The 20,953-nt window shown below is 50.8% G+C and carries 18 protein-coding genes and 3 rRNA genes; 6 read left to right on the plus strand and 15 right to left on the minus strand.

Annotation, left to right across the window (positions count from 1 at the left end):
* Positions 1-9: 9 nt before the first annotated feature.
* The gene (locus CMUST_RS14585) at positions 10-639 is read left to right on the plus strand and encodes a DUF6474 family protein (protein ID WP_047263122.1); all 630 of its coding nucleotides are present in this window, start codon (positions 10-12) and stop codon (positions 637-639) included.
* A gap of 448 nt (positions 640-1,087) precedes the next feature.
* Complete coding sequence (locus CMUST_RS14590) at positions 1,088-1,414, plus strand: histone-like nucleoid-structuring protein Lsr2 (protein ID WP_047263123.1); 327 nt, start codon at positions 1,088-1,090, stop codon at positions 1,412-1,414.
* Between the two features lie 109 nt (positions 1,415-1,523).
* Here CMUST_RS14590 and CMUST_RS14595 read toward each other — a convergent pair whose 3' ends face one another.
* On the minus strand, positions 1,524-2,162 hold the full coding sequence (locus CMUST_RS14595; RefSeq protein WP_047263124.1) for a LuxR C-terminal-related transcriptional regulator: 639 nt from the start codon (positions 2,160-2,162) through the stop codon (positions 1,524-1,526).
* Between the two features lie 121 nt (positions 2,163-2,283).
* The gene (locus CMUST_RS14600; RefSeq protein ID WP_236690212.1) at positions 2,284-3,426 is read right to left on the minus strand and encodes a sensor histidine kinase; all 1,143 of its coding nucleotides are present in this window, start codon (positions 3,424-3,426) and stop codon (positions 2,284-2,286) included.
* Between the two features lie 187 nt (positions 3,427-3,613).
* On the opposite strand from CMUST_RS14600, the gene CMUST_RS14605 reads away from it, so the two are divergent.
* Positions 3,614-4,183: a DUF2020 domain-containing protein gene (locus tag CMUST_RS14605; protein WP_047263125.1), complete on the plus strand. Its 570-nt coding sequence runs from the start codon at positions 3,614-3,616 to the stop codon at positions 4,181-4,183.
* Between the two features lies 1 nt (position 4,184).
* Here CMUST_RS14605 and CMUST_RS16925 read toward each other — a convergent pair whose 3' ends face one another.
* Together CMUST_RS16925 and CMUST_RS14615 are read right to left on the minus strand one after the other, a co-directional pair.
* Positions 4,185-4,337, minus strand: coding sequence for a hypothetical protein (locus tag CMUST_RS16925; RefSeq protein WP_047263126.1), 153 nt, complete (start codon positions 4,335-4,337; stop codon positions 4,185-4,187).
* Positions 4,337-5,170, minus strand: a complete 834-nt coding sequence (locus CMUST_RS14615) for a class E sortase (RefSeq protein ID WP_047263127.1) — start codon at positions 5,168-5,170, stop codon at positions 4,337-4,339. Before CMUST_RS14615 ends, CMUST_RS16925 begins: the two co-directional genes overlap by 1 nt.
* Before the next feature lie 185 nt (positions 5,171-5,355).
* Here CMUST_RS14615 and yidC point away from each other — a divergent pair, with 185 nt between their 5' ends.
* Positions 5,356-6,525, plus strand: coding sequence for a membrane protein insertase YidC (yidC, locus tag CMUST_RS14620; RefSeq protein ID WP_047263128.1), 1,170 nt, complete (start codon positions 5,356-5,358; stop codon positions 6,523-6,525).
* Here yidC and CMUST_RS14625 read toward each other — a convergent pair.
* The 4 genes from CMUST_RS14625 to CMUST_RS16930 form a co-directional block, all read right to left on the minus strand.
* Positions 6,522-7,214 carry a TetR/AcrR family transcriptional regulator gene (locus CMUST_RS14625; protein WP_083987632.1) on the minus strand — a complete coding sequence of 231 codons (693 nt, stop codon included), beginning with the start codon at positions 7,212-7,214 and terminating at the stop codon, positions 6,522-6,524. The two genes, yidC and CMUST_RS14625, sit on opposite strands and share 4 nt — an antisense overlap.
* Positions 7,215-7,357: 143 nt before the next feature.
* Positions 7,358-7,618, minus strand: coding sequence for a GlsB/YeaQ/YmgE family stress response membrane protein (locus CMUST_RS14630; protein WP_047263129.1), 261 nt, complete (start codon positions 7,616-7,618; stop codon positions 7,358-7,360).
* A 150-nt stretch (positions 7,619-7,768) separates the two neighbouring features.
* Positions 7,769-8,662: a universal stress protein gene (locus tag CMUST_RS14635; protein ID WP_047263130.1), complete on the minus strand. Its 894-nt coding sequence runs from the start codon at positions 8,660-8,662 to the stop codon at positions 7,769-7,771.
* A gap of 158 nt (positions 8,663-8,820) precedes the next feature.
* Positions 8,821-8,991: a hypothetical protein gene (locus tag CMUST_RS16930; RefSeq protein ID WP_169748511.1), complete on the minus strand. Its 171-nt coding sequence runs from the start codon at positions 8,989-8,991 to the stop codon at positions 8,821-8,823.
* Between the two features lie 140 nt (positions 8,992-9,131).
* Between CMUST_RS16930 and CMUST_RS14640 the strand changes: the two genes are divergently transcribed.
* Entirely contained in the window at positions 9,132-10,127 is a 996-nt protein-coding gene (locus CMUST_RS14640; protein ID WP_047263131.1) for a pseudouridine synthase, read from the plus strand.
* A gap of 2 nt (positions 10,128-10,129) precedes the next feature.
* Here CMUST_RS14640 and CMUST_RS14645 read toward each other — a convergent pair whose 3' ends face one another.
* Positions 10,130-10,603 carry a hypothetical protein gene (locus tag CMUST_RS14645; RefSeq protein ID WP_047263132.1) on the minus strand — a complete coding sequence of 158 codons (474 nt, stop codon included), beginning with the start codon at positions 10,601-10,603 and terminating at the stop codon, positions 10,130-10,132.
* A 191-nt stretch (positions 10,604-10,794) separates the two neighbouring features.
* Between CMUST_RS14645 and CMUST_RS14650 the strand changes: the two genes are divergently transcribed.
* On the plus strand, positions 10,795-12,315 hold the full coding sequence (locus CMUST_RS14650) for an alpha/beta hydrolase (RefSeq protein ID WP_047263133.1): 1,521 nt from the start codon (positions 10,795-10,797) through the stop codon (positions 12,313-12,315).
* 172 nt (positions 12,316-12,487) lie between these two features.
* Here the strand turns inward: CMUST_RS14650 and rrf are convergent.
* The 6 genes from rrf to CMUST_RS14685 all read right to left on the minus strand — a co-directional run bounded on the left by rrf (position 12,488) and on the right by CMUST_RS14685 (position 20,905).
* Positions 12,488-12,604 (minus strand): 5S ribosomal RNA (rrf, locus tag CMUST_RS14655).
* A 97-nt stretch (positions 12,605-12,701) separates the two neighbouring features.
* Positions 12,702-15,814: ribosomal RNA gene (locus tag CMUST_RS14660) — 23S ribosomal RNA — on the minus strand.
* Positions 15,815-16,212: 398 nt separating this feature from the next.
* Positions 16,213-17,742: ribosomal RNA gene (locus CMUST_RS14670) — 16S ribosomal RNA — on the minus strand.
* Together the 16S, 23S and 5S rRNA genes form the textbook arrangement of a ribosomal RNA operon.
* Positions 17,743-18,393: 651 nt before the next feature.
* On the minus strand, positions 18,394-19,566 hold the full coding sequence (locus tag CMUST_RS14675) for a hypothetical protein (RefSeq protein ID WP_047263134.1): 1,173 nt from the start codon (positions 19,564-19,566) through the stop codon (positions 18,394-18,396).
* Positions 19,567-19,576: 10 nt separating this feature from the next.
* A complete protein-coding gene (locus CMUST_RS14680) occupies positions 19,577-20,491 on the minus strand; it encodes an AAA family ATPase (protein WP_047263135.1) in 915 nt (304 codons plus the stop codon).
* A 39-nt stretch (positions 20,492-20,530) separates the two neighbouring features.
* The gene (locus CMUST_RS14685; protein WP_047263136.1) at positions 20,531-20,905 is read right to left on the minus strand and encodes a GntR family transcriptional regulator; all 375 of its coding nucleotides are present in this window, start codon (positions 20,903-20,905) and stop codon (positions 20,531-20,533) included.
* Between the last annotated feature and the right edge of the window lie 48 nt (positions 20,906-20,953).

The following is a 20,953-nucleotide window of genomic DNA, read 5'->3' on the forward strand; positions in this document are numbered from 1 at the left end:
TTGACCATTATGGGATTGTTAAAAACAATTGCCAAAAACCGTCGGCAGCGCAAAGCCGAAATCAAAGCCGCTCAGGCGCGAGCTAAACAAGAGGTGAAATCCGCGGCCAAATTGGAGCTGCATCGCGCAAAACTGCTGAGCAATCAAGAGCAAAAACTACTCAAACAAGAGAAAAAAGAATTAAAGGCACAACGTAAACATGCGAAGAAAATGGCCAGTGCGGAATTGGCTCGCCTAAAAGCTGGCCGGTTTAATGCCAAACAGGTCATGCGCTATTCGGCCGCGATTCGGGCACTAGCCCCGTTGCTTTTGCCGCTCATTTACAAATTTGTTGTTTCCTTGCGAGAAAACGCCAACAAGCGAAATGTTCAGCAGTTAGGCATGGTTGCTGCCGAAACCGGGAAGCAATCGGAGCGGGCAAATGAACTGAAAAACCGGATATCTGAGATGGAAAAATCTTTAAATGAATACGGAATTCCAGCTGGTTTCAAACGCGATGCCCAGGACCGGCTGAAGCAGCTCTCCACTGCACTAACCAACGCCCAGCATATGAGCTCAGATCAGCAAGAACGTGCTCACAGCACCATTTCGGCCGACCTGGATGAGTTAAATAAAGAAATTCTGGCTAAAACGCTATAAAGGCGCATATGCTTTTAGCCAGGCGATTGCGCGTATTGCCAAGCCCTGTGATCCAAATGAAACCGCGATCACTTGCGCGCTTGGCAATTTTTATTTCAATCATTAAATACTCGCAATGAAATTAAATAACAGGCCGCTGTACCGATATTTTTCTCAATAAAATAGCCAAACCACCCGGTGATATGACTAGCGCCTAGCTGGTAATTCAATTGTTAATCCCAAGATTTTCCGTAATTAATGCACGCGTCAACAATATTTAGATTCAATTTTAATGCGCGCCGGTATTGCTTTTAATGACGTTTGTTCTGTACTGTTGACGATGAATTGGCGGAGATATTTCCCCGCCGGTTCCACAACAAATAATCACAGTTCATACTTTAAGGCTTAACAAAATATCCACCGCGATAGCATAAGCCAAAATGCATTTAATAATTGAGAGGTTTTTAGCATGGCGCGCCGGGAAATCACCCAGATTTTCGACGACCTTGACGATTCCCCACTGAACGAAAACGACGCCCATGTCCTTCGGTTCAGCATAGATGGATCTGGATACGTCATGGATGTTTCGACCAAAAATTGCGAAAAATTCAAGGACGCGATCGCTCCGTTTATTGAAAAAGCTCGTCCGGAATCTATTAGCGCCCGACGAAATTCGGAGCAGAAATACAATCCGAAAGACGTTCGTGAATGGGCAATTGCCCGTGGTTATGAGGTTGCAGTTCGGGGCAAGCTTTCTCGTCAGATTATCGACGATTACCTTGCCGCCCATTCTTAAATATTTTTTACGGCTTCGGCCGTTTTAAAATAAAATGCCATTTACCTAACGCGATTTTCACTAAAAGTTGCGGGGCAAATGGCGTTTTACTTTTAAAACGTAACGGACGTTATAGGACGCCTTGTTCCCGGGCTGCAGCAACCGCCGAAGTACGCGACCGAACCCCTAATTTGTCGTAAATGTGCACCAGGTGGCTTTTTACAGTTGCCTCTGATAGCAACAAGATCCGGCCTATTTCCCGGTTAGAAGAACCACCCGCCACCAGTTTCAGAACTTCCAATTCACGGGGAGTAAGTGAGGTGCGAGGAGTGCGCACCCGAGTCATCAACCGATTCGCGACAGTCGGTGACAATGTCGAATCCCCTTCGGCTGCGGATCGCACAGCGGCTAGCAGTTCTTCCGGCGGCGCATCTTTGAGCAGGTAGCCCAACGCGCCTGCCTCAATCGCTCCGAGAATATCGGCATCAGTGTCGTAGTTGGTAACAACGAGCACATGTGGCGGTTTATCCATTGTTCGTTTAATTTCGGCTGCGGCATCTGCGCCAGTCGCCAACCGAGTCCCCTCCACGCCGGGGCCAAACCGCAGATCCATGAGGATAACGTCTATCCCTCCGGCCTGCGCAGCGGCGATAGCGGCTTCTGCGGTCGCAACTTCACCGATTACTTCGATATCGTCTGCGCTTTCTAAGACAGCGCGCAACCCTAATCGGACGATCTCATGGTCATCGGCCAGCAGAACACGAATCATTATTGCGATTCCCCTTAAGGTTTTTAGACTTGGACGGGCTTAATTACTTAGAGCTTAACTTTAGATGGGGCTTTATGCGGTATTTACGTTGCCCAAATCCTAAAACTTTTTATCTATACGTTTAGTCTCCGGTGGTGGCAGCAACCGGAATTGCAACTGTGACCGCTGTGCCTTCCCCCGGCGCGGATTCTACCTCCAAAGTTCCACCTAATTCCGCTGCCCGCTGGCGCATCGCGTCTATTCCAATGTGGCCTAATCCAACAGGTTTCTCGGCAACCGCGGTGGGGTCGAACCCCATGCCATCGTCCACGATGTCAAGGCGCACTTCATCTTCTTCATAGGTTAGGGTCACAGCGCAACGACTGGCATTCGCGTGTTTTGATACATTGCCCATCGCTCCTTGGGCGATCCGCAGTAATCCTGCCTCGGTTTTCATGGGTAATTGTCGTTCATCACCAACGATCTCGATCCGCCATTCTATCCCCACAAACCCCGCTGACACCCGATGGAGGGCACCTTCTAAAGATGTCTTACTCAGCGCAGCTGGTTGTAGCGCCGCTATCATCGCCCGGGCTTCGGAAAGGTTATCCGCTGCAGTTTGGCGCGCAAGTTCCATGTATTTTAACGGTCCGGCTTTTTCGGCATCTGACAAGGTAGATGTCGCGATTTCACCTTCTGCGACACGCAGTAGCATCTGAATGGAGGATAGCCCTTGGGCGAGGGTGTCGTGAATTTCATGTGCGATCCGTTGCCGTTCCTTCGCAACGCCTGCTGCCCGTTCCGTTTCGGCTAGTTGCGACCGAGTTGCAATAAGTTCTTCGATGAGAGTTTCTCGTTCTCGCGCGCCTTTCCACAGCGCTTGAAATGCTAGATGGATCCCGATGACCACGAGCGCAGATACCATTGGCCCCATCACTGCACCATAGGTCAGGTGTGTGCGATAGCTTAGAATTGCTACAGCGGTTGCCCCCACGACCGCTATCATGCCGCGATAGTCGGGCAATGCTCGTAGATAGAGAAAGAACAGCGGAAATACCAAGTAGACGCTCACCGGCAGTACCGGCAACATAAGTATCCAGATGATGGTCAGCCCGGCTAACCAGCCAAGAGTCCAGGCGAGGTTGCGCCACACTCGAGTGACAGCCATTGCATATCCGAAGGCGAAAAGGGTACACAAGAGTACCGCAAGCAAAGCATCGTTACGGGGGAGTCGCACCGCCCCACCAAGCGCGCCTACGAGAAGAGCCACGGTCAAAACGGTCATGGCGCGTCGATAGTTGGCGGCACCGGGTTGCGCGTCATAAGCAATGACGTCGCCCGCTGCGATTGGTCTCAGCTTGGCAACAGTTTCTTCTCGGGCTTCTGCTTGTCGACGCTTAACTGCGCCGTCGATTAGCGGCGGGGTGGCGCCAGTTTCGGCATTACCTCCATGGGAATCTAGGCTGGAGTCCATGAAACGCACTTTACCCGCTTTGTGTCTTATCGGAACCGCCACCACGCTGCTACTGTCTGCCTGCTCCCCGGATCGGCAATCTCCACCGACAGCACCAGAACCAACAACAAACACCACCACGCCCCCAGTTGCTGATTCTGGTTTGCCGTTTGATGCTTTGCCTGACGTGCCGGAGGGCAAAGGTGGTTTCGTGGACTGCCCCTATTTAGACTCCCAGTGGGTTGCTAATACCAATGGCCAGCGCATGGTCGGCCAGGGCATAGACTCCCGGTTCGACACCCCGGCCTGCGTATTCTGGTCTTTTCCGGAAGAGCCGCAGGCAACGGTTATTGTCCGACGCATGCCCACCATCGCCGCCGCGACAGCCGTGGTGGATTGGGCAGCTCCGATCGACACCACTGAAATCGTGGAGGAAAATGGCTGGTCTGGCGGCCGGGGGAACACTGATGCCGGTGCGGTGTATGCGGTGCAAAAAGACACCATCGCGGTGGTGGTTTTCTCTAATCAGCACCAATCCGTCAAGGCTGAATCCATAGCTTTGGAGTCCATCAAAAACTTAGGGTTATAACCTATACCGCAACATCGTTGTATGGCATGAACATCGACACCCACGGAAAGATCACTTCCATGAGGAGGAAAAAGACGCCGACAGCCATGATGAGAGCGAGCAGTGCTTTAACCGGCCACGGGCCAGGTAAGATGCGCCAAATTAGTCCGTACATTAGCTTTCCTCCAATACAGCGGGGCGATAGGCTCCGTCTTTCGGGTGAGATTCCACAAGCATGGCATGAACGATCATGCGTTCAGCATTAGAAAATTGTGGATGACAGGTAGTCAGTGTCATTACTGGTTCCATATCATCAGTCGCAGTGTGATCGTCAATGCCTGGTTTGGCGCCGATGGTTGCCACATCAGTGGGGAGGGTTATGTAGCGACCAAATACATTTGAGTAGTCGCCGTTAATAACCCGTTCTGCTTGTTCGGGGCTTAGGCAGTTACGAGCATCGGCTGCCCGTTGTTCCTGGTTTTCCCCAATGGGCAGTACACGATAGGTGTTCCATGCAGTTTCGGTTTCGACTACTATTGCATCGCAGGATTTAAGCTTACCTAGATCATTAAATGGCGCGCCTTTGCCTACCCGATGTCCAGCAACCGCGAAGTTCCCTTTTTCACCGGGCAATTGTGTATCCGCATAATGGCCGGGACCGGCAAGAAGATCTTCCTCATCTGTGCCGTGCACGATAGCAAAGTTAAAGTCGGAGCCGAAGGCGGGAACATACATGCGGGCAAAAGCACTGCCTAATTCCACTGTGAGCTTTTGTCGGGGATTGGCTCGTTGGGTTTCCCATTCTTGGTCTAGTTTGTCGCTGACTTGCGCTTGGATCCGCGCCGACTCAATATTTGTCCAATAAGATTCATAGAATGCGAAAAGTAAGGCGAGACCACCAATGGTTAATAAAAGCTCACCGATAATAAGTGACAGGGTTGGTCGACGATTTTCGTTGTTTGCTTGTCGACGATCTTCGGTTGGTGCCAAACGAGCATGACGTCCCATAACCCAGCTTTCTTTATCAATCCCATTAAAAGAGCTACACCAGCTATTCATGTGGGGTATTCCGCATTATGAATAGCTTCCGCGTACCATCAATGACGGTCGGTGTAATTGGGGTGACCCCCAAGCCACAATAATACACTTAAAACTGCTTAAGATTTTCTACAAAAGATTGGTTGTTTTTCCACATGCTTGAGATCTTCATCTATCCGGTTTCGGCGGTCATGAAGCTATGGCATGTTTTTCTCCATTCCACTTTGGGAATTAACGATTCACTGTCGTGGGTCTTAAGTATCTTTGGCCTTATCATCGTGGTTCGCGGACTGATTACCCCATTTCAATGGCTAATCCTGCATTCCGGCCGGATGTCTGTAATGTTACGGCCGAAATTGCGGGCGCTTAACGACGAGTACGCCGATGTGATTGAATACAAAAAACTTGAGGAAAAGGAAAAACGCGAAAAAGATTTAAAGCGAGAATACAACTATCGGGTATCAGCAGGCTGCATTCCGCCCCTAATCCAAATTCCGGTTTTCTTGGGTTTGTATCAAGTGCTCTTGCGGATGGCACGGCCCAAAAACGGACTAGAGACGACTGTTCACGAACCAATCGGACTGCTCACGTCCGACGATGTCTCACAATTTTTACACGCACGATTCGGAAATGTCCCAGTTTCTGCCTATATTGCCATGTCCCCGGAACAATTTGGCCGGTTAGGTACCACCTATGAGGAAGTAGTTGTCTTCGTCTTTCCATTACTAGTGGCTTCAGCACTAGTGACGTTTATCAACATGATGATCTCAGTGGTTCGTAACTACTTCACTGTTGATCACGACTCCGCCATTGCTGTGGCAATCACGAGGATGTTGGTAGTTTTCGCCATTATTGTTCCGTTTATCTTGGTGAAAATTGGCGTCGACGGCCCGGTTCCTGCGGCTATCGCAGCATACTGGGTAGCCAATAATCTGTGGACACTGATACAAAATGTCGCTATCTATCTGGTTCTTTTCAAAAAATACCCGTTCGATGATGAGCTTCGTAGCTTCCAGAAAGAGCGCAGAGCCGAACGTATGGAGCGAAGTCGGGAGAAGCGCAAATTTATTTGGCAACGTCGCTTGGCGCTCATCGGTTTTGTCATAGCGCCGTGGTGGATTCCTGCCCATAGGACTAGACTCGCTGAAGCCAACCAGCACTTTGCAGCCAAGAAAGCCGAGAAGCGCGAAACGAAACTGGCCAATAAAGAAAAACGCAACCAACGCAATGCCTCCCGTAAGCAACACTGGCGGGAAGAACGGTTAGAAAAAGAACGCCAGAAAAAGGCCCAGCAGGAAGAATCGGCAGACCAAGCCGAAACTTAGATGCTATAGTCCGCCGGTGGTGCGGTAAGCAGTTGCACCGCTAATTCCCGTGCTAACTTCAACGGTTCAACCGACCTGGTTACTTGACCACCGGCCAAGCCGCCGTCGAGAAGCAGAAGCAATTGATTAGCCTGTGCGCGGCTAGGGTAGCCATTTTTCTCGGTTAATAATTCGGTTAACGTGGCCAATTTCCACTCTCGGTGATCCACTGCAGCCTGGATTATTCCGTATTCAGATTCTGATTCAGGTCGGGGATACTCGGTTACTGCATTGTGAAAATGCGAACCACGATACTGTTTTTGCGGTTCTTCAGCGATTGATTGATCAAAGAAAGCCAGTATTTTCGCTTCTGGAGTCGTTAAATTTTCGCACCGTTTCGCGTATGTTTCTCGCCAATCTGCATCAAGAGCTTGAAGGTAGGCAATAACAAGCGCATCTTTTGAACCATACAAGGAATATAACGACGCTTTGGCTACATCCGCTTCCTTAAGGATTCGGTCGATTCCGATCACCCGAATGCCTTCAGTGGTAAAAAGCTTAATCGCGCTATCGAGCAATCGTTGCCGTGGAGTTGGTCGATTTCGGCGGCTAGAGGATGCCCCTCTGGCTGCGCCCTTAGCCTTGGTTCGCTGCGTCTCACCATCTTTTGATTGGCTAGCCCTGGCATTACGCAGCTTCGTGGACGACATTACGTTTCCTTCCATTCAACCTAGACTAATTGGTTCATCGTCTATTGTGGCGCAACTGAAACGGTTAGTCTACTTTGGCCCTCGTTAGGCGAAAATAGAAAATGCGAGGAGCAGAAGCTCCTCGCATTTTCTATCCGTAGTGTTTATTTCTTCGTTACCGCCTGAACAATGGTCAGTAGAATCACAGCACCGATCAAACAGGTAATGAAGCTAAAGATAATTCCAGCACCAGCAACATTCACATTTAGCAGGCTAAGAATCCAGCCACCTAAAATACCGCCGATAATACCAACAACGATATTGAGCAAAATGCCTTGCTGCGCGTCAGTACCTTTGATCTTCGATGCAATCCAGCCAGCCAAACCGCCAATAACAATCCAGCCGATCCAACCTAATGCGAGCATGTTTTATCTCCTATTTTTCCAAGTATTTGAACATATAAACATTCACAGAGACGTATCAAATAATGTTGATCCATCACCGTGGAATTCCCAGTGTACCTACTTACTGAAAAATAAACGACAACGAGTACACAACAACTAAATAACGAATTATTAAGATGCCGGTCGAACAACCACCATCGGACAAGGAGCCGATTGCAGCAACGCTCGCGAAGTCGAACCTAATAACATGCCCCGGAATCCACCTCGACCGTGGGAACCTACAACCAATAGCTGGGCGTCTTTCGATGCATCCACCAGTGCCCGAATTGGCCGGTCACGTGTGATAACCATGTCGACTTCCACATCTGGATACTTTTCCAGCATCGGTGCTAGCCGCTCCTCCAACAGTTGAGTTTGCTCATCCTCGACGATGTTCCACTCTTGTTGCGCAGCAGCCAGACCAGCAAGCGAAGCCTGCACCTGCATATCCATCCACGTATGAATGGCAATCAGCTTGGTTCCCCGGGCTTGCGCCTCCGCGAAAGCAAAATCAGTTGCCTGTTGCGATACATCTGAACCGTCAACGCCAACAACAACTGGCCCATACTTAGTGGCCTCGGTAACATCATTATCTTCCCGAACCACAACCACTGGGCACTTAGCGTGGGAAACAACTGCCGCCGAGACCGAGCCCATTACCATCCCAGAAAGTCCACCAAGACCTCGAGAACCCATCACAATCATGGTCACCGTTTTACTCATTTCGAGCAGCATATCAATCGGTGTACCTTCAGCGATGGTGTAAGCGATCTTTAGATCGGGCGCCACCTCTAATGCTATTTGGCGGGCCTCTTCAATAGTGTGTTCAGTTTCGTTCTTTAACTCGTCGAAAAGCTCCTGCGGCGGAACCATACCCTCTGCATATAAAAACTGCGGCATGGTGTAACTAGCAGCTATGCGTAACGGTACGCCGCGTTTGGCAGCAGTGTTCGCTGCCCACCGCACTGCATTTTTCGAGGCATCGGAACCATCAACAGCAACAACAACGATGTCAGTTACAGTCATTGTTCTTCGGACCTTTCTTCTAACCTAACTACCATGTGCGTGATTACCACTGTGCGTTAACCGCACCAATGGGGAGATACTTTTAAGTGTACCCCGTTATATCCAGCCGTGGCACTGGTTAGAACCACCCAGCCTCGAACAGCAAGCTGCGAATATTTTTATTTTTCTACTGGCTTCGGCGCGGTACTTGGTGTCGGATTTGTAGTTGCCGCATCTGCATTAGCAGGGTAGAGGAAGTGATAGATTGCTTTGGCGATATTTGCAATGATCGCACCAATTCCATCAGAAAAGAACTTCAAGATTGGTTCCAAAACAGCATCCAGGTTCATGAAAGAGCACTCCTTATATAACGGTACGGTTACTAAGATCATCGTGAGAATGCTACGAGATCGTTACACATAATTTAGCAATCCTGAAGCCATGCTTAAAGCTCGCGACACACCCACCCCCTGTAATAGCATTAACCCCCATGAACCGTTCCGCCAACCGTCGCCGGATGCACAGCCCACCACTTCTTATCAAGGATGGGCTCAACCCTAGCCGGGTTCGTGTGCCAACTGAGTGCGCGGACATGCCTGCGTTCGAGTTTGTATGGCAGCTTAAGATTAGTCAACGGTATCGGCACCCAGACGATACCCAAGCAGAACTCTATGCCGCGTTTGCTCGCGGTGAAGTCCGGCTTGGTTTATGGCCCCATGACCAAGAGCTTAGCCCAACGACCCACCTTAGCGCGGGCTCTGACGTGTGGTTTTATCGAATGCCCGCGATTGAGCCAGAAGTTCCTTATCAGTGCGAGGTCATTGATGAAGACGAGAATCTTCTTGTTATAGATAAGCCGCCATTCCTTGCGACGATGCCCCGCGGTAAGCACATCACCCAAACTGCCACCGTCCAACTGCGTCGAACAACTGGAAACGGCGATTTAAGTCCCGCACACCGACTTGATCGTCTAACGTCCGGCGTTTTAGTTTTCACGAAAAAGCCGGATATTCGAGGTGCCTATCAACGGTTATTTGCCGAGCGTAAAACAGAAAAAATTTATGAGGCGATTGCCGCTGTTCAACCGGAGATCGTTCCAGGAACCGTCTGGCGCAGCCGCATGGAGAAAACCGCTGGTGAGGTACAGGGGAGAATCGTCCCCGGCGAGGTTAACGCGATCACGAATGTCTACTCCCAGACGCTTTGCGACGCGCCCCGGATGTCCACATTGCGCAAAATTCACGGCGACTCCCTGCCGCAACAAGCACTCTACGTCCTTCGACCAGAAACTGGTCGCACACATCAATTACGACTCCACATGTGGGCCGCAGGTATTGCCATTTTGGGGGATCCGGCCTACCCAATTATCGAACCAGAAAACTACGAGGATTTCGGCACCCCCATGCACCTCACAGCCCGTGAACTACGCTTTGACGATCCGCTCACCGGTAAACCGCGGGTGTTTCGCTCAAATCGACAGTGGTAACCCTAGCTCCCCAACTGCCGTCTATTCGTACCGTCAAGCTCAGTTGCAGACATCTTCTTGCCTGCTACATGCAGCATGAAGAAGATAAACAATGGAATACACAACCAAATTGGCCAAAAATAAACAAAACCAGATGTGGCACTCACGATCAACCAAATCACGACGTTGAGAGCGGTAACCCCAGCCATAAGATAAAACGGCACGCTTAACGCTGTAGCAACAAGACTAGTTGGTTGTGAATTTTGCACCCCGTACTGATTCTTAGGCACCGGATTATTCGGTACAAGAGCAGCTAACCGTGGCTGCAGCGGTGCCACCACTGCAAGAGCATCATGGGAAGTAGAAGCAGCAGCAACCTGAGCCAACGTAGAATCAAGTTGTTGCAAGTCAATGACACCTAACGAAAATGCTTGGTTGGCTATTTCCGTTGCCGCCTGATACCCGTCTGCAGGTAGTCCGAAATCTGTAGAGGTCATCCTTAACTTTCCTTGTTCTTACGAGAGCAGGTGAAAACACCATCATTCTAAACTAGATATACAGCCCAAAACCATAGATCGAAATTAATTCAATACCCTAACGGTGCAGAAAACCGTTACGGCTACGGAAAATATCACACTTCAGGCGCCACCAGCCCTTTCTACTTAAAATCATTCCCTACACTTGTGGAATGACCTTATTTCCTCTTCGACTGACTACTGCGCTGGTGCTTTCCGCACTTTCGTTGAGCGCTTGCGCCTCCGAAATCCCTGCCGAACCAACCTCAACAGCAGAAGAATCTATCCCGGAACCAGATGGCCCTCACGCACCAGCAGACCGTCCTTTGGAACCTGAATCCACAACTGTAAATGCAGCAGGAACAGCCCAGATCACCCAACTGGACTTAGGAAATACAACGGATAACGGCTACAGCGCGCCCATTCGAGGCATCCTAATCACCCCCACAACTGAAAAACCTGCACCGTTGATCGTGCTTAGCCACTTACGCGCGCCTAACTGCGGTGAACACACGTTTGCTTTTCCTTGCCCTAACGGCGAAACTGAACACCGCTATGACCACGGAATGATCTATCTCGGTGAAGCTCTCGCCGAACACGGCTACGCCACCGTCATCCCTGATCTAGGTGGAATTTTCTCTGGCGGGGATGTGGAAAGTCCCTACAGCCAAAAACAGATGTGGAAACAAGCGGTTGGTGCGCTCGTCGAAAAGCTCCCAGCAGAAAAAATCAACCGTGACACTATCGGCTTGTTTGCGCATTCACGTTCAGGTGCCTTCGTGGATTCTGCAATCGAGCTTTTTGGTGAAGGAAAACTACGTTCTGTCTACACCTATGGACCAGCATATGACACATTCGACATCGCCGAAATTTCGCCAGCACCAGCAGATATCCCCTATTTTTCGCTTATAGGAGATGCAGACATAGATGTTGGGCCCTCAGCAAATCTCTGGATCGGCCACTACTTAGATCAGGAGCGCACACAGCCGGCTCTTGTCGCTCAAGCACCAGGTCTTGGACACATGCTAATCAACCGTGGCGCCAAAGATGAGCGAATCGGATGCGAAGAAATCGACTGCCCTGATGCCGCCGCCCATGAACGAATCCTTACTGAATCCGCCGTTGAATGGTTTGATGCGACTTTGCTGGGTGCTAAAACTACACTTCCCGTGATAAACAGTGACCAGCTACCAGAAGCTCTCGCTGGGGTGGATGCCCGATGGTTAGCTGCGACGCCTAACGCCACTTACCGCATCAGCGCGCAACAGCTCGGACAGGTATGTCACCATGCAGATCCCATGAACCCTATAAAGCTGCCCGACGCCTGCACCGAACCAGAAAGAGGAGTCGTGCAGGTACTCACTGGAGTGACGCAGACCCAAGAATCCCAAGTTGAGGTAAATGTTGCCCAGGCGAAAACCATGGCTATTCATTTGTCCCCATCCGGTTCCTATGACACCGACAACGTGGTAACTATCACACTCACATTGAACACCGGTGAAGCTATCCCAATACCGCTCGATCCTAAGCACGCCGCACTACGAAACCGTGCCAATGCTATCGAGAACGGGTCTTACACCCTTGGTACGATCCGCATCCCGCTACCTGAAGTAGTTCGCAACGCCACCATAACGAAGGTAGAAATAGCTGCACCAAATCACCCAATTGAAGTACGCGGTATAGATTTTTCTTAACGACGACTAGAAGGCTTTTGGCAATCCGCCAAAAGCCTTGCTTGATTATTTGTGAAATGGAAAAACATCTTTACGACAGAGCCGAAGCACTGTCGTAAAGATGTTTGTTTTTGTTTGGGTATGTTTTAACCCCCACCTGTGTTGGGTGGGGGTTTGTTTGTTGAGTTTTTGTGGTCGGCGGTGTCTTACTCTCCCACAAACTTCCGTTTGCAGTACCATCAGCGCTGTCGGGCTTAGCTTCCGGGTTCGGGATGGGTCCGGGCGTGTCCCCGACGCTATTGCCACCGACACGATCATTATTATTATTGTTGTTTTTGTTTTGTGGTGGTGTTGTGTCAGATACTGTGTAGTGGACGCGGTTTTTGTGTTTGTTTTGGTTGGTTTTTGGGTGGTGTTTGTGGGTGTATTAGTACCAGTCACCTGAGCATATTACTATGCGTGCAGTTCTGGCCTATCGACCCGGTAGTCTTCCGGGCACCTCATAGTGAAACCTCATCTTAGAACAGGCTTCCCGCTTAGATGCTTTCAGCGGTTATCCTTTCCGTACGTAGCTAACCAGCTGTGCCACTGGCGTGACAACTGGCACACTAGAGGTACGTCCGTCCCGGTCCTCTCGTACTAGGGACAGCTTTCTTCAAGTTTCTACGCGCGCGGCGGATAGAGACCGAACTGTCTCACGACGTTCTAAACCCAGCTCGCGTGCCGCTTTAATGGGCGAACAGCCCAACCCTTGGGACCTACTCCAGCCCCAGGATGCGACGAGCCGACATCGAGGTGCCAAACCATCCCGTCGATATGGACTCTTGGGGAAGATCAGCCTGTTATCCCCGGGGTACCTTTTATCCGTTGAGCGACACCACTTCCACATGTAGGTGCCGGATCACTAGTCCCTACTTTCGTACCTGCTTGAGTTGTCACTCTCACAGTCAAGCTCCCTTGTGCACTTACACTCTCACACCTGATTGCCAACCAGGCTGAGGGAACCTTTGGGCGCCTCCGTTACGTTTTAGGAGGCAACCGCCCCAGTTAAACTACCCACCAGGCACTGTCCCCAACCCAGATCATGGGCCAAGGTTAAGGTGCTCAATCCGATCAGAGTGGTATTTCACTTGATGACTCCACCGGCACTGGCGTGCCGGGTTCGTAGTCTCCCACCTATGCTACACAAACCGAACCAAACACCAATACCAAGCTATAGTGAAGGTCCCGGGGTCTTTTCGTCCTGCCGCGCGTAACGAGCATCTTTACTCGTAGTGCAATTTCACCGGGCCTGTGGTTGAGACAGCAGGGAAGTCGTTACGCCATTCGTGCAGGTCGGAACTTACCCGACAAGGAATTTCGCTACCTTAGGATGGTTATAGTTACCACCGCCGTTTACTGGGGCTTAAATTCTCCGCTTCGCAACACAAAGTGTTACTAACAGGTCCTCTTAACCTTCCAGCACCGGGCAGGCGTCAGTCCGTATACATCAACTTCCACGTTTTCGCACGGACCTGTGTTTTTAATAAACAGTCGCTTCCCTCTCTTCTCTGCGACCACCACCAGCTCACATCAGTCTGTCACCAGCAGTGGTCCCCCTTCTCCCGAAGTTACGGGGGCATTTTGCCGAGTTCCTTAACCACAGTTCACCCGAACGCCTTAGTATTCTCTACCTGACCACCTGTGTCGGTTATGGGTACGGGCCATATACACACTCACTAGAGGCTTTTCTCGGCAGCATAGGATCACCAACATCCCCACACATACGTGGGTACGCATCACGCCTCACCCAACATGTAGAACGGATTTACCTATCCTACGGGCCACACGCTTACACCACAATCCAATAAGTGGCTCGGCTACCTTCCTGCGTCACCCCATCGTTTAACTACTACCCACGAAGGTCCCACGCACCATGAAACAACACCATGAAAAACACAGTCTCATCCCACAAATGGGTGGTTAGTACCATGGATTCATTAGGGGCGCATGTATACGGGTACCAGAATATCAACTGGTTATCCATCGACTACGCCTGTCGGCCTCGCCTTAGGTCCCGACTCACCCTGGGAAGATTAGCTTGACCCAGGAACCCTTAGTCATCCGGCGGATATGTTTCTCACATATCATTCGTTACTCATGCCTGCATTCTCACTCGCACACACTCCACACCACGGTCACCCAGATGCTTCACAGCTGTGCACGACGCTCCCCTACCCAACCACCACACACAAAAAACATATGATGGTTGCCGCGGCTTCGGCGGTGTACTTGAGCCCCGCTACATTGTCGGCGCAGAACCACTCGACCAGTGAGCTATTACGCACTCTTTCAAGGATGGCTGCTTCTAAGCCAACCTCCTGGCTGTCTTCGCGATCCCACATCCTTTCCCACTTAGTACACTCTTAGGGGCCTTAACCGGCGATCTGGGCTGTTTCCCTCTCGACCAACGGAGCTTATCCCCCGCAGTCTCACTGCCATGCTTACACTTCACCGGCATTCGGAGTTTGGCTGACATTGCTAAGATTGTAGTCCCGCTCAACCAACCAGTAGCTCTACCTCCAGGAAGAAACACACAACGCTGCACCTAAATGCATTTCGGGGAGAACCAGCTATCACGGAGTTTGATTGGCCTTTCACCCCTACCCACAGCTCATCCCCTCAGTTTTCAACCTAAGTGGGTTCGCGCCTCCACAGCATCTTACTGCTGCTTCACACTGGCCATGGGTAGATCACCCCGCTTCGGGTCCAAGACATGCCACTCAACACACCCTCATTAGGATTCGCTTTCGCTACGACTACCCCACACACGGGTTAACCTCGCGACATGCCGTTGACTCGCAGGCTCATTCTTCAAAAGGCACGCCATCACCCCACACAAAAAAGAGAGGGCTCTGACGGATTGTAGGCACACGGTTTCAGGTACTCTTTCACTCCCCTCCCGGGGTACTTTTCACCATTCCCTCACGGTACTTAATCCGCTATCGGTCACACTAAGTATTTAGGCTTACCGGGTGGTCCCGGCAGATTCACAGCAGATTCCACGAGCCCGCTGCTACTCGGGCACCCAACCAACCACACGCACACATGCATTCACGTACAGGACTCTCACCCTCTCCGGTAGGCGATTCCACACCACTTCCGCTTACACACACACGCACAGCAAAACGTCAACAGCCGTCTTATAAGTCAGGCCCCACAACCCCGCACACACAACCCCTGTCAAGTATCACATGCATACGGTTTAGCCTCCTCCACGTTCGCTCGCCACTACTAGCAGAATCACATATTGTTTTCTCCTCCTACGGGTACTGAGATGTTTCACTTCCCCGCGTCAACCCCCACACCAGCTATACATTCACTGATGGGTGACCACACATAACCATGGCCAGGTTTCCCCATTCGGACACCCTCGGATCAACGCTCGATTGGCAACTCCCCGAGGCATATCGCAGCCTTCCACGTCCTTCATCGGCTTAGCATGCCAAGGCATCCACCGTGCGCCCTTACACAACAACACACAAATGAACCAAACAAAAAACACTAAAACACAAAAAAGAAAAAACACACCACACCCACACACAAACATGCATGGGCACAATGCTCGCGTCCACTATACAGTTCTCACACAACACAACCTGCAACCTGCCACCACCCACACAGGCAGCACCAGACCACAGGCACCACACGGAACAACACACGTCATCCCAGACACCCAACAGCACACCAACACACAAAAGTTTCTCTACACAGTCATCTTCTATACCGCTGCTTCTCATCATGACAACCCCCACCCAGCACACACACAACGCATGCACCACACAACAGGGGCGGTTATGCTCCACCTGGATTAAACAAAAATACTCACAAAACGAGCACCACAACCACAACACGTGGCCAAAAAAACATGCTCCTTAGAAAGGAGGTGATCCAGCCGCACCTTCCGGTACGGCTACCTTGTTACGACTTCGTCCCAATCGCCAATCCCACCTTCGACCACTCCCTCCCCAAAAAGGGGTTAGGCCATGGGCTTCGGGTGTTACCAACTTTCATGACGTGACGGGCGGTGTGTACAAGGCCCGGGAACGTATTCACCGCAGCGTTGCTGATCTGCGATTACTAGCGACTCCGACTTCATGGGGTCGAGTTGCAGACCCCAATCCGAACTGAGGCCGACTTTCAGCGATTCGCTCACCCTCACAGGCTCGCAACGCGTTGTACCGACCATTGTAGCATGTGTGAAGCCCTGGACGTAAGGGGCATGATGATTTGACGTCATCCCCACCTTCCTCCGAGTTAACCCCGGCAGTCTCTCATGAGTCCCCACCACCACGTGCTGGCAACATAAGACAAGGGTTGCGCTCGTTGCGGGACTTAACCCAACATCTCACGACACGAGCTGACGACAACCATGCACCACCTGTACACCAACCACAAAAGGGAAAACGTATCTCTACGCCGATCTGGTGTATGTCAAGCCCAGGTAAGGTTCTTCGCGTTGCATCGAATTAATCCACATGCTCCGCCGCTTGTGCGGGCCCCCGTCAATTCCTTTGAGTTTTAGCCTTGCGGCCGTACTCCCCAGGCGGGGCGCTTAATGCGTTAGCTACGGCACAGAAATCGTGGAAGACCCCTACACCTAGCGCCCACCGTTTACAGCATGGACTACCAGGGTATCTAATCCTGTTCGCTCCCCATGCTTTCGCTCCTCAGCGTCAGTTACTGCCCAGAGACCTGCCTTCGCCATCGGTGTTCCTCCTGATATCTGCGCATTCCACCGCTACACCAGGAATTCCAGTCTCCCCTACAGCACTCCAGTTATGCCCGTATCGCCTGCAACCCCGAAGTTAAGCCCCGGTATTTCACAGACGACGCAACAAACCACCTACGAGCTCTTTACGCCCAGTAATTCCGGACAACGCTCGCACCCTACGTATTACCGCGGCTGCTGGCACGTAGTTAGCCGGTGCTTCTTCTACAGGTACCGTCACCTTAAAAAGGCTTCGTCCCTACCGAAAGAGGTTTACAACCCGAAGGCCGTCATCCCCCACGCGGCGTCGCTGCATCAGGCTTGCGCCCATTGTGCAATATTCCCCACTGCTGCCTCCCGTAGGAGTCTGGGCCGTATCTCAGTCCCAATGTGGCCGTCCACCCTCTCAGGCCGGCTACCCGTCGACGCCTTGGTAGGCCATTACCCCACCAACAAGCTGATAGGCCGCGGGCTCATCTCGCACCGAAAAAACTTTCCACCACCAACACTAAATGATGGTCCTATCCGGTATTAGACCCAGTTTCCCAAGCTTATCCCGAAGTACGAGGCAGATCACCCACGTGTTACTCACCCGTTCGCCACTCGAGCACCCCGCAAGCAGGGCCTTTCCGTTCGACTTGCATGTGTTAAGCACGCCGCCAGCGTTCGTCCTGAGCCAGGATCAAACTCTCCACAAAAAACAAGAACAAAAACAATTCCTGCACGGCTCTGCGAAAAGCCCAAAACCAGCAAAAAACAAACAACCAACAAAAAACAACGATCAGCCAAAACCAACCGCCATCAAAAAATTGATCATTAAAAAAACAACAACCACACACCCCACACAAAGCAGGACACACAGTCATCAAAAACAGTCCCCTCACCACGTTGGACGGGAATCACAACATAAGCAAAGAAACCAACAAAAAACAACAAGCCATCAACCCATCATCTTCTGCACAGCTAGTCATTTAACAAGCAAGCCACACTTGCCAGCCACAACCAAAAGCCACAACAAAAAACAACAAGAAAACAACCAAAAAAACAAAAGTACATTGGCACACTATTGAGTTCTCAAACAACATGAACAGACCTAACAAACTCTTCTTTGAAGAGATTTGTAAAAGTAATTCCTGTTCGTCCCGCTTGTTTTCCTCCTGCCATTCTCTCACTTTGTGAGGGGCAGTGTCGGTCGCGGCGACTCATATAAAGTTACACATTAACGCGGAACAAAACAAATCCGCAGGTTAATGCTATATTTTTGTTAAGTCCCCGCTGCGCACTGAGCCGTTTATTCAAATGTGCGCAACGGGGACGGCTTCATAATGCGTCAGAGTGTTTTCTTGTTATTAGGAAACACCCAGCCAAGTCTTTTCCCGTTCCTTTCGGCTTGCTTGGAGATTTCGAACATCCCGCATGAGATACCACGCCCACAGCGCATATATAGCCATGGCCAGCGCGACTTGACCAACGCCGGTGACGATTCCAGTGCCGGCAAGCACACCAAGAACCACGTATATCGCGATGAGAAGCACTGGGGTTAGCCAGCTTTTGGGTTGGCTAAGGCTGAAGTTGGCCACTACATAACGTAACGGGACTGTTAGCCAAGCAATCACGATTGCTACGTACATCAATCTGATTACTTTCTGTTGTTCGGTCAATGTTTGCTGCATCAAGCCGTTTCCCGATAACCAAGCAATGCCCGCACCGAAAATGATTGTTGCCACTATCGGAAACATGAGGTTAGCCAGTACTGTTGCCTGAGCCCAGGACTTTCGCGTTTGTCCAAATTGCAGCCAGGTAAAGAGCGTGTCCTGCTGACTTGCTACCAGGTGCGCAACAACAGGGTAGACGACGACCATTCCGATAAAGCCGCTAAAGAACGCCTGTTCATGTTGTGCGGGATAGAATTTAAAGAGCAATAACGACCCAGTCAGCATCAGCACTATCAGCAAACCAATCACAATGGTTATGTGTAGATGCAATACGTAGATAACGGAGTTTGCCAGGTTTTTCTGAGTAAGACGTGATTCACCTGGTAGGTAGAACTCCAGGATTTTTCGTATTCGCGGCCCTTGTTTTTGCAAGTCGATGTCTGTTTTAGCTAGTTGTCGCCAACGGTTTCTTCCGAGAAGTACCGAAAGTCCGTATCCGATTTGTGTCAGGCAGGCGATTGCAGCTACAAAAATCCAACTTGGGACATATCTTCCAGGGATAACAAAGAAAACGTGAATAGGCAACCATACCGCTGTCCATAATGTCATCACACAAACAGTTTTTGTCACCATGTGCGCCACATAGGTTCGTGCGCCGAGCCCGTAGCTGACATAGACGCTTTTACTGGGGAAGAAGTAACTTGAGAAAAGCACGGTAATGTATGCATAAATAACGGTGACGAACCGGTTGAATTCCGGGTCAGTCAGTACCGCAGCAACAAACCATAGCAACACAAACGCCAATACGTCCCGGCGTCGAAAAGCAAGGCGAAAAAACAGCTGGATCGGGTGCGCAACTTTAGTCATGGTTTCACTCCTAAGTCAGCTCTTTGTATTGCGGTTCGGTAATCGCTAGCACTGCCTTTTCCAGGGTGCATTCGGCAACCCGAACATTGAGATGGCCGGCGCAGGTGTATAGCTCGTCGACAAACTTTGGAAATTGCCGCAGGTCGAGAACGAGTTTCGTCGCCCCTGACTGGTCGCTGCGGTGCCGCACGGCCCCTGTAACCCCTAGTTGACTAATAAGGCGATCGACAGCTTCGGTTGTTCCGGTAATTTCTAAGACCTGTTCCATGAGGTCATCGATGACACCATTGAGGACGACCCGTCCGGCGTCAATAAGCATGACGCGATCAAGCAGCGCCGATATTTCGTTCAGGTGGTGGGTGGAGATAATAAAGGTACGGTCCCCGATCTCCGCATATTCGGTAAGTACTCGGTAGAACTCACCGCGTTTACTGACGTCTAGCCCCAGGTACGGCTCGTCAAGCAGTACCAGCGAACAGCCGGAAGCGAGCGCAACGATAATCCCCACAGCGGAGCGTTGGCCACGAGATAACTCCCGATACCGCTTGTCGACGCCGACACCGAAGCGAAGGGCTAAGGTTTCCGCGGCGTCCTGGTCCCACGTGACCCACCGATAGCCTCCGGCTTTAAAGATGTGTTTTACGCGCCAATCGCCAGGAAACGGTGAATCAATCCCCGTAAGGATCGTGTGATCCATGTGGTGCTGATTATCAAACGGTGAAGCACTACCGACTAAACACTCCCCGCTAAAGGCTAATTGTCCTGCGATAACCCTCAGCAATGTGGTTTTTCCGGCACCATTGGCTCCGATAAGCCCCAAAATTTCCGGCCCGGTTGGGATGGTGAAATTTAGGTCGGATAAAACGTTTTCGCCCTTGCTGTAGGCCACGGAAAGGTTATTGGCGTTAATCAAAGCAGTCGGCATCTTGTTCCCCTAAGTTCTTGATTGACAGATATAGATGGTTTAGCTGTACAAACCACGGCTTTCGGCGACGCGGTCGATAAGGGTGTGTAGATCAGCTCGACTGACATCCAATTTGACGGCTTCGTCGATAAGTGGTGCTAGATAAGCAGCAGCAAAGTCTTCCCTGCGGCGGCTGATAATGATGTCGTGCGCAGCTTCGGTTACAAACATTCCTAATCCCCTTCGTTTTTCTAGAACCCCGGCTTCCACCAAAATTGTCAGACCCTTTCGAGCGGTAGCCGGGTTGATTGAGTGAAAGACTGCTAATTCATTGGTGCTAGGCGCACGTTCTCCAGCTTTTAGCGATCCATCAACGATGGCATCTTCCACCAGTGTTGCAATTTGCCGAAACAATGGTGCTGTTGCGTCATCCATTTTCTGGAAAGTCTCCTCATTTCAACCGAACCCATCAGCTAAACAAAC

This window comes from Corynebacterium mustelae, assembly GCF_001020985.1.
In the GTDB taxonomy this organism is placed as follows: domain Bacteria; phylum Actinomycetota; class Actinomycetes; order Mycobacteriales; family Mycobacteriaceae; genus Corynebacterium; species Corynebacterium mustelae.

Coding starts and splice junctions, on each gene's coding strand:
- CMUST_RS14585 (WP_047263122.1), top strand. CDS start 10: ATGGGATTGTTAAAAACAATTGCCAAAAACCGTCGGCAGCGCAAAGCC.
- CMUST_RS14590 (WP_047263123.1), top strand. CDS start 1,088: ATGGCGCGCCGGGAAATCACCCAGATTTTCGACGACCTTGACGATTCC.
- CMUST_RS14595 (WP_047263124.1), bottom strand. CDS start 2,162: ATGATTCGTGTTCTGCTGGCCGATGACCATGAGATCGTCCGATTAGGG.
- CMUST_RS14600 (WP_236690212.1), bottom strand. CDS start 3,426: ATGACCGTTTTGACCGTGGCTCTTCTCGTAGGCGCGCTTGGTGGGGCG.
- CMUST_RS14605 (WP_047263125.1), top strand. CDS start 3,614: ATGAAACGCACTTTACCCGCTTTGTGTCTTATCGGAACCGCCACCACG.
- CMUST_RS16925 (WP_047263126.1), bottom strand. CDS start 4,337: ATGTACGGACTAATTTGGCGCATCTTACCTGGCCCGTGGCCGGTTAAA.
- CMUST_RS14615 (WP_047263127.1), bottom strand. CDS start 5,170: ATGGGACGTCATGCTCGTTTGGCACCAACCGAAGATCGTCGACAAGCA.
- yidC (WP_047263128.1), top strand. CDS start 5,356: ATGCTTGAGATCTTCATCTATCCGGTTTCGGCGGTCATGAAGCTATGG.
- CMUST_RS14625 (WP_083987632.1), bottom strand. CDS start 7,214: ATGTCGTCCACGAAGCTGCGTAATGCCAGGGCTAGCCAATCAAAAGAT.
- CMUST_RS14630 (WP_047263129.1), bottom strand. CDS start 7,618: ATGCTCGCATTAGGTTGGATCGGCTGGATTGTTATTGGCGGTTTGGCT.
- CMUST_RS14635 (WP_047263130.1), bottom strand. CDS start 8,662: ATGACTGTAACTGACATCGTTGTTGTTGCTGTTGATGGTTCCGATGCC.
- CMUST_RS16930 (WP_169748511.1), bottom strand. CDS start 8,991: ATGAACCTGGATGCTGTTTTGGAACCAATCTTGAAGTTCTTTTCTGAT.
- CMUST_RS14640 (WP_047263131.1), top strand. CDS start 9,132: ATGAACCGTTCCGCCAACCGTCGCCGGATGCACAGCCCACCACTTCTT.
- CMUST_RS14645 (WP_047263132.1), bottom strand. CDS start 10,603: ATGACCTCTACAGATTTCGGACTACCTGCAGACGGGTATCAGGCGGCA.
- CMUST_RS14650 (WP_047263133.1), top strand. CDS start 10,795: ATGACCTTATTTCCTCTTCGACTGACTACTGCGCTGGTGCTTTCCGCA.
- CMUST_RS14675 (WP_047263134.1), bottom strand. CDS start 19,566: ATGACTAAAGTTGCGCACCCGATCCAGCTGTTTTTTCGCCTTGCTTTT.
- CMUST_RS14680 (WP_047263135.1), bottom strand. CDS start 20,491: ATGCCGACTGCTTTGATTAACGCCAATAACCTTTCCGTGGCCTACAGC.
- CMUST_RS14685 (WP_047263136.1), bottom strand. CDS start 20,905: ATGGATGACGCAACAGCACCATTGTTTCGGCAAATTGCAACACTGGTG.